The organism is Streptomyces sp. NRRL B-24572 (assembly GCF_002156145.1).
In the GTDB taxonomy this organism is placed as follows: domain Bacteria; phylum Actinomycetota; class Actinomycetes; order Streptomycetales; family Streptomycetaceae; genus Streptomyces; species Streptomyces vietnamensis.
Window position 1 is genome coordinate 1 of the sequence record NZ_MWIG01001111.1, and the last position, 2,197, is coordinate 2,197.

Sequence of the window (2,197 nt, forward strand, 5' to 3'; positions counted from 1 at the left end):
GACCCGGTCACACGCCCGCGCTGAGCCTCGACGCGGGCGTGTGACCGGGTCTCCCGCTACGGGCGGAAGCGCAGGACCTGCGGGTCGTGGTCGCTGTTCTGGTCCGCGAACTCCGCGTTGATGTGCACGGAGTCGTACTCGAAGTGGTGGACGCCCGGGCTGGTCAGGATCTGGTCGAGGACCTGGCTGTTGCCCTGGTACACGTACGAGTAGCGCTCGCTCTCCGGCAGCGACGTGATGGCCGGGTACAGCGCGCCGCCGTCGGTCATCGCCTCCGTCGTCCCGGAGAACTCGAAGTCGTTCATGTCGCCGACGACGAGCACGTCCGCCTGCTTGTCGACGGCCTCGATCTCCTTGACGAAGGCGTTGACGGCCTGCGCCTGGAGCAGCCGCTTGGCCTCGGAGGAACGGTTCGGCGGCTGGTGGTGCGAGACGATCGACTCGTCGCCGCCCTTCGAGGTGAGGTGGTTGGCGATCACGAAGACCGTGCGGCCGCGGAAGACGAACTCGCCCGCGAGCGGCTTGCGGCTGGCCTCCCAGGCGGTGTTCGCCGGGTCGATGCGGCCGGGGGAGAGGGTCAGCGCGGCACGGCCCTTGGTGCCCGTCACGGCGGTGGCGGTGGTCGCGTCGCCGCCCGCGCGGTCCGTGAAGGAGACCCGCTCGGGGTTGAAGAGGAAGACCTGACGGATGTTGCCGCCGGGCTCGCCGCCGTCCTTGCCGTTCTGCGGGTCGATCGAGCGCCACTCGTACGCGGGACCGCCGGCCGCCACGATCGCGTCGGTGAACTTCTTCACCGTCACGTCGGCGGCGACCGTGCCGTCGTTCTTGGCGCCGTTGTTGTCCTGGATCTCCTCCAGGGCGACGATGTCGGGCGAGGCGAGGTTCTCGACGACCGCCTTGGCGAGCGCGTCGAACTTCTCCTGGGGGTCGGTCGGGTCGAGGTTCTCGACGTTGTACGTCGCCACGGCCAGCTCGTTCTTGTGCTGCTTGTCCGTGGTCTCGCGCTCCAGGCCGTTGTCCTCCAGCGTGCCCAGGGTGCGCGCGGTCAGCGTGTAGCCGCCGAACTGGTTGAAGTCGAGCGGGCCCTCGGTGGTGCCGGTCAGCCGGTCGCCCACGTTCGCCTTGGGGAAGGGCTGCTGGGCCAGCGGGGTCAGCGACTGGATCTGGAGCCGGCCGGTGTTCTGGGACTCGTACGAGCCGTAGACCGTGCCGCCGCGCTCGTTGTCGTTCTCCCAGGGCTTCACCGTCACCCAGAGCTCCGCGTACGGGTCGGTGGCGCCGACCACCCGCGAGGAGTCGATCCGGACGTTGGTGCCCTCCAGGGACTCGTAGTAGTCCAGGGCGTACGTCTCGGGGCCGAGCGTCAGGCCGTTGATCGAGCCGCCCGCGGCCGGGTCGCCCTCGGGGGCGTACTCGTCCGGCACCGACCAGGCGGAGATGGTCACGGGGGCCGGGACCGGGTTGCCCTTCGAGAGGACGGTGATGACGGGCTTGGAGATCTGGGTCAGGGACTGGTTGCCCGAGTTCAGGCCGCCGGGGACGTACTCGGTGACCGTGCCGTTCAGGCTGATCGCGTCGCCGACGGCGACGGTCGGGACGGAGCTGGTGAAGACGAAGATGCCCTCGCTGGTGGCCGGGTTGTCGTCGGCGTTCGGATCCTGGATCCAGAATCCACGCGAGCCGTACGTACGGACGCCGGTGACGATGCCCGTGACGCCGGTGACCTGCTTGCCGACGAGGGGGGAGACGCGCGTCGTGCCCTGGATGTCGTGGATGCGGACGCCGGCGGCGGTGGTCTCCGCGGCGGCGCTCTCCGTGGCGGCGATCTCCGCGGCGGCACTCGACGGACCCGCGAGCAGACCGGCGGCGAGGGCGGAGGCGACGACGGCGGAGACCGCGGCGAATCTCGGTATGGACGAAGACATCAGAGGCTCCGAGGGTGCTTGGAGGATCGGCAGAGGAATCTACGCGCGTCAATCTCTTGTGAGAGCAGTCCACTTGTCAAGAGTCGACGGGTGTACGAAGGCTGACGGATCCGTGAACCGGCGGACGGGCCCCCGGATGCGTCTACCCTGAGGACCGCTCTCCGAGCCCCTTTCACCTTCACACCCGCACGCGCCGAGGAGACCCCCCAGATGTCAGAGCACCCCACCCTTCCCCCCGTTCGGCTGCGTGCGCACGCGGAGCTGGCGCGGGA

At 69.5% G+C, this 2,197-nt stretch carries 1 protein-coding gene; it reads right to left on the reverse strand.

Translation table 11 applies throughout. From position 1 onward, the window contains the following. Nucleotides 1–56: 56 nt before the first annotated feature. Nucleotides 57–1,925, reverse strand: a complete 1,869-nt coding sequence (locus CCN56_RS40615; protein WP_086832545.1) for an endonuclease/exonuclease/phosphatase family protein — start codon at nt 1,923–1,925, stop codon at nt 57–59. Between the last annotated feature and the right edge of the window lie 272 nt (nt 1,926–2,197).

Bases quoted from the DNA above. Each gene is read 5' to 3' on its own strand.
- CCN56_RS40615 (WP_086832545.1), bottom strand. From the start codon at position 1,925: ATGTCTTCGTCCATACCGAGATTCGCCGCGGTCTCCGCCGTCGTCGCC.